The 5,925-nt window shown below is 52.7% G+C and carries 9 tRNA genes and 4 rRNA genes; all 13 read right to left on the bottom strand.

What is annotated here, in order from left to right:
* Positions 1-2 precede the first annotated feature (2 nt).
* Positions 3-118, bottom strand: a 5S ribosomal RNA gene (gene rrf / locus EV130_RS32225).
* 54 nt (positions 119-172) lie between these two features.
* Positions 173-3,100 (bottom strand): 23S ribosomal RNA (locus tag EV130_RS32220).
* A 169-nt stretch (positions 3,101-3,269) separates the two neighbouring features.
* Positions 3,270-4,819, bottom strand: a 16S ribosomal RNA gene (locus EV130_RS32215).
* 173 nt (positions 4,820-4,992) lie between these two features.
* A tRNA-Ala gene (locus EV130_RS32210) sits at positions 4,993-5,068 on the bottom strand.
* Positions 5,069-5,075: 7 nt separating this feature from the next.
* A tRNA-Pro gene (locus tag EV130_RS32205) sits at positions 5,076-5,152 on the bottom strand.
* A 26-nt stretch (positions 5,153-5,178) separates the two neighbouring features.
* Positions 5,179-5,255: transfer RNA gene (locus EV130_RS32200), tRNA-Arg, on the bottom strand.
* A gap of 9 nt (positions 5,256-5,264) precedes the next feature.
* Positions 5,265-5,350: transfer RNA gene (locus EV130_RS32195), tRNA-Leu, on the bottom strand.
* Positions 5,351-5,364: 14 nt separating this feature from the next.
* A tRNA-Gly gene (locus EV130_RS32190) sits at positions 5,365-5,439 on the bottom strand.
* 5 nt (positions 5,440-5,444) lie between these two features.
* Positions 5,445-5,531, bottom strand: a tRNA-Leu gene (locus EV130_RS32185).
* A gap of 10 nt (positions 5,532-5,541) precedes the next feature.
* Positions 5,542-5,617, bottom strand: a tRNA-Lys gene (locus EV130_RS32180).
* A 37-nt stretch (positions 5,618-5,654) separates the two neighbouring features.
* Positions 5,655-5,730, bottom strand: a tRNA-Thr gene (locus tag EV130_RS32175).
* A gap of 4 nt (positions 5,731-5,734) precedes the next feature.
* Positions 5,735-5,810 (bottom strand) — tRNA-Val (locus EV130_RS32170).
* Positions 5,811-5,832: 22 nt separating this feature from the next.
* A 5S ribosomal RNA gene (gene rrf / locus EV130_RS32165) occupies positions 5,833-5,925 on the bottom strand; the annotation flags it as partial.

Here is a 5,925-nt window from a genome sequence, read left to right as displayed (position 1 = left end):
TTGCTTGGCGGCGTCCTACTCTCACAGGGGGAAACCCCCGACTACCATCGGCGCTGAAGAGCTTAACTTCCGTGTTCGGTATGGGAACGGGTGTGACCTCTTCGCTATCGCCACCAAACAAATTGAGAGTGTTCTCTCAAAACTAGATAACAGGTGTGACATCATTCAAAATGTGGTTAAGTCCTCGATCGATTAGTATCTGTCAGCTCCATGTGTCGCCACACTTCCACCTCAGACCTATCAACCTGATCATCTTTCAGGGATCTTACTTCCTTGCGGAATGGGAAATCTCATCTTGAGGGGGGCTTCATGCTTAGATGCTTTCAGCACTTATCCCGTCCGCACATAGCTACCCAGCGATGCCCTTGGCAGAACAACTGGTACACCAGCGGTGCGTCCATCCCGGTCCTCTCGTACTAAGGACAGCTCCTCTCAAATTTCCTGCGCCCGCGACGGATAGGGACCGAACTGTCTCACGACGTTCTGAACCCAGCTCGCGTACCGCTTTAATGGGCGAACAGCCCAACCCTTGGGACCGACTACAGCCCCAGGATGCGATGAGCCGACATCGAGGTGCCAAACCTCCCCGTCGATGTGGACTCTTGGGGGAGATAAGCCTGTTATCCCCGGGGTAGCTTTTATCCGTTGAGCGATGGCCCTTCCATGCGGAACCACCGGATCACTAAGCCCGACTTTCGTCCCTGCTCGACTTGTAGGTCTCGCAGTCAAGCTCCCTTGTGCCTTTACACTCTGCGAATGATTTCCAACCATTCTGAGGGAACCTTTGGGCGCCTCCGTTACCTTTTAGGAGGCGACCGCCCCAGTCAAACTGCCCACCTGACACTGTCTCCCCGCCCGATAAGGGCGGCGGGTTAGAAGGTCAATACAGCCAGGGTAGTATCCCACCGATGCCTCCACCGAAGCTAGCGCTCCGGTTTCCAAGGCTCCTACCTATCCTGTACAAGCTGTACCAACATTCAATATCAGGCTGCAGTAAAGCTCCACGGGGTCTTTCCGTCCTGTCGCGGGTAACCTGCATCTTCACAGGTACTATAATTTCACCGAGTCTCTCGTTGAGACAGTGCCCAGATCGTTGCGCCTTTCGTGCGGGTCGGAACTTACCCGACAAGGAATTTCGCTACCTTAGGACCGTTATAGTTACGGCCGCCGTTTACTGGGGCTTCAATTCGCACCTTCGCTTACGCTAAGCGCTCCTCTTAACCTTCCAGCACCGGGCAGGCGTCAGCCCCTATACTTCGCCTTACGGCTTCGCAGAGACCTGTGTTTTTGCTAAACAGTCGCCTGGGCCTATTCACTGCGGCTCTCTCGGGCTTGCACCCTAACAGAGCACCCCTTCTCCCGAAGTTACGGGGTCATTTTGCCGAGTTCCTTAACGAGAGTTCTCTCGATCACCTTAGGATTCTCTCCTCGCCTACCTGTGTCGGTTTGCGGTACGGGCACCTCTCACCTCGCTAGAGGCTTTTCTTGGCAGTGTGGAATCAGGAACTTCGCTACTAAATTTCGCTCGCCATCACAGCTCAGCCTTATGGGAAACGGATTTGCCTATTTCCCAGCCTAACTGCTTGGACGCGGATATCCAATACCGCGCTTACCCTATCCTCCTGCGTCCCCCCATTGCTCAAATGGTGAGGAGGTGGTACAGGAATATCAACCTGTTGTCCATCGCCTACGCCTTTCGGCCTCGGCTTAGGTCCCGACTAACCCTGAGCGGACGAGCCTTCCTCAGGAAACCTTAGGCATTCGGTGGAGGGGATTCTCACCCCTCTTTCGCTACTCATACCGGCATTCTCACTTCTAAGCGCTCCACCAGTCCTTCCGGTCTGGCTTCACAGCCCTTAGAACGCTCTCCTACCACTGTTCGAAGAACAGTCCGCAGCTTCGGTGATACGTTTAGCCCCGGTACATTTTCGGCGCAGAGTCACTCGACCAGTGAGCTATTACGCACTCTTTAAATGGTGGCTGCTTCTAAGCCAACATCCTGGTTGTCTAAGCAACTCCACATCCTTTTCCACTTAACGTATACTTTGGGACCTTAGCTGGCGGTCTGGGCTGTTTCCCTTTCGACTACGGATCTTATCACTCGCAGTCTGACTCCCAAGGATAAGTCATTGGCATTCGGAGTTTGACTGAATTCGGTAACCCGGTAGGGGCCCCTAGTCCAATCAGTGCTCTACCTCCAAGACTCTTACCTTGAGGCTAGCCCTAAAGCTATTTCGGAGAGAACCAGCTATCTCCAGGTTCGATTGGCATTTCACCCCTACCCACACCTCATCCCCGCACTTTTCAACGTGCGTGGGTTCGGGCCTCCATTCAGTGTTACCTGAACTTCACCCTGGACATGGGTAGATCACCTGGTTTCGGGTCTACGACCACGTACTCATGCGCCCTATTCAGACTCGCTTTCGCTGCGGCTCCGCATCTTCTGCTTAACCTTGCACGGGATCGTAACTCGCCGGTTCATTCTACAAAAGGCACGCCATCACCCGTTAACGGGCTCTGACTACTTGTAGGCACACGGTTTCAGGATCTCTTTCACTCCCCTTCCGGGGTGCTTTTCACCTTTCCCTCACGGTACTGGTTCACTATCGGTCACTAGGGAGTATTTAGCCTTGGGAGATGGTCCTCCCGGATTCCGACGGAATTTCACGTGTTCCGCCGTACTCAGGATCCACTCAGGAGAGAACGAAGTTTTGACTACAGGGCTGTTACCTTCTATGGCGGGCCTTTCCAGACCTCTTCATCTACCTCGTTCCTTTGTAACTCCGTACAGAGTGTCCTACAACCCCAAGAGGCAAGCCTCTTGGTTTGGGCTAATCCCGTTTCGCTCGCCGCTACTCAGGGAATCGCATTTGCTTTCTCTTCCTCCGGGTACTTAGATGTTTCAGTTCCCCGGGTCTGCCTTCTCATATCCTATGAATTCAGATATGGATACCACTCCATTACGAGTGGTGGGTTTCCCCATTCGGAAATCTCCGGATCAAAGCTTGCTTACAGCTCCCCGAAGCATATCGGTGTTCGTCCCGTCCTTCATCGGCTCCTAGTGCCAAGGCATCCACCGTGCGCCCTTTCTAACTTAACCGTTAAAAAGAATCACTATGTGATATCTTGTCTTACTAATTGAATGTGATGTCTACTGTTATCTAGTTTTCAAAGAACACGTTTCGAAGGAATGATCCTTCAAAACTAAACAAGACAGGGAACGTTCTGTTTATAAGACCCAAGGTCTTATATTCCGTAAATATCCTTAGAAAGGAGGTGATCCAGCCGCACCTTCCGATACGGCTACCTTGTTACGACTTCACCCCAATCATCTGTCCCACCTTCGGCGGCTGGCTCCTAAAAGGTTACCTCACCGACTTCGGGTGTTACAAACTCTCGTGGTGTGACGGGCGGTGTGTACAAGGCCCGGGAACGTATTCACCGCGGCATGCTGATCCGCGATTACTAGCGATTCCAGCTTCACGCAGTCGAGTTGCAGACTGCGATCCGAACTGAGAACAGATTTGTGGGATTGGCTTAACCTCGCGGTTTCGCTGCCCTTTGTTCTGTCCATTGTAGCACGTGTGTAGCCCAGGTCATAAGGGGCATGATGATTTGACGTCATCCCCACCTTCCTCCGGTTTGTCACCGGCAGTCACCTTAGAGTGCCCAACTGAATGCTGGCAACTAAGATCAAGGGTTGCGCTCGTTGCGGGACTTAACCCAACATCTCACGACACGAGCTGACGACAACCATGCACCACCTGTCACTCTGCCCCCGAAGGGGACGTCCTATCTCTAGGATTGTCAGAGGATGTCAAGACCTGGTAAGGTTCTTCGCGTTGCTTCGAATTAAACCACATGCTCCACCGCTTGTGCGGGCCCCCGTCAATTCCTTTGAGTTTCAGTCTTGCGACCGTACTCCCCAGGCGGAGTGCTTAATGCGTTAGCTGCAGCACTAAGGGGCGGAAACCCCCTAACACTTAGCACTCATCGTTTACGGCGTGGACTACCAGGGTATCTAATCCTGTTCGCTCCCCACGCTTTCGCTCCTCAGCGTCAGTTACAGACCAGAGAGTCGCCTTCGCCACTGGTGTTCCTCCACATCTCTACGCATTTCACCGCTACACGTGGAATTCCACTCTCCTCTTCTGCACTCAAGTTCCCCAGTTTCCAATGACCCTCCCCGGTTGAGCCGGGGGCTTTCACATCAGACTTAAGAAACCGCCTGCGAGCCCTTTACGCCCAATAATTCCGGACAACGCTTGCCACCTACGTATTACCGCGGCTGCTGGCACGTAGTTAGCCGTGGCTTTCTGGTTAGGTACCGTCAAGGTACCGCCCTATTCGAACGGTACTTGTTCTTCCCTAACAACAGAGCTTTACGATCCGAAAACCTTCATCACTCACGCGGCGTTGCTCCGTCAGACTTTCGTCCATTGCGGAAGATTCCCTACTGCTGCCTCCCGTAGGAGTCTGGGCCGTGTCTCAGTCCCAGTGTGGCCGATCACCCTCTCAGGTCGGCTACGCATCGTTGCCTTGGTGAGCCATTACCTCACCAACTAGCTAATGCGCCGCGGGTCCATCTGTAAGTGGTAGCCGAAGCCACCTTTTATGTTTGAACCATGCGGTTCAAACAAGCATCCGGTATTAGCCCCGGTTTCCCGGAGTTATCCCAGTCTTACAGGCAGGTTACCCACGTGTTACTCACCCGTCCGCCGCTAACATCAGGGAGCAAGCTCCCATCTGTCCGCTCGACTTGCATGTATTAGGCACGCCGCCAGCGTTCGTCCTGAGCCAGGATCAAACTCTCCGATAAAGTAGTTTGACTGACTACGCACATCGCTGTGCGATTTTATAAAAAATGAATTAACAGGTACGTTTTGTCTTGTTTAGTTTTCAAAGATCATTTCGTTTGTCCGCTTTGTTAAAGCAACTTTATTAGTATACAATGCTGCTTCTTCAAAGTCAACAACTTTTTTGAAAAACTTTTGGTGGAGCCTAGCGGGATCGAACCGCTGACCTCCTGCGTGCAAAGCAGGCGCTCTCCCAGCTGAGCTAAGGCCCCATGAAAATGGTCGGGAAGACAGGATTCGAACCTGCGACCCCATGGTCCCAAACCATGTGCTCTACCAAGCTGAGCTACTTCCCGATTTCCTAACTATTCTATTAGAATAATGGCGCGCCCGAGAGGAGTCGAACCCCTAACCTTTTGATCCGTAGTCAAACGCTCTATCCAATTGAGCTACGGGCGCAAAACTTAATGCCGAGGGCCGGACTTGAACCGGCACGGTAGTCACCTACCGCAGGATTTTAAGTCCTGTGTGTCTGCCAATTCCACCACCCCGGCGTGGATGGTATAGTTGGAGCGGAAGACGGGATTCGAACCCGCGACCCCCACCTTGGCAAGGTGGTGTTCTACCACTGAACTACTTCCGCAGAAATGGTGCGGATGAAGGGACTTGAACCCCCACGTCTGTAAAGACACTAGATCCTAAGTCTAGCGCGTCTGCCAATTCCGCCACACCCGCAACATATAAATGGTGAGCCATGAAGGACTCGAACCTTCGACCCTCTGATTAAAAGTCAGATGCTCTACCAACTGAGCTAATGGCTCTTCTTACAAGAGACTTGAGTATTATACCATATAAAAGTGGTGCCGGCAAGAGGACTTGAACCCCCAACCTACTGATTACAAGTCAGTTGCTCTACCAATTGAGCTACACCGGCAAAATGGTGGAGGATGACGGGCTCGAACCGCCGACCCTCTGCTTGTAAGGCAGATGCTCTCCCAGCTGAGCTAATCCTCCATAACTGCACTAGCGTGCAATTGCTTGGCGGCGTCCTACTCTCACAGGGGGAAACCCCCGACTACCATCGGCGCTGAAGAGCTTAACTTCCGTGTTCGGTATGGGAACGGGTGTG

Origin of the sequence: Rhizobium azibense, assembly GCF_004342325.1 — a bacterium.
Classification (GTDB): Bacteria; Pseudomonadota; Alphaproteobacteria; order Rhizobiales; family Rhizobiaceae; genus Rhizobium; species Rhizobium etli_B.
The sequence above is the reverse complement of the archived record's forward strand: the minus strand, read 5'-3'. Positions and strand labels throughout refer to the sequence as shown.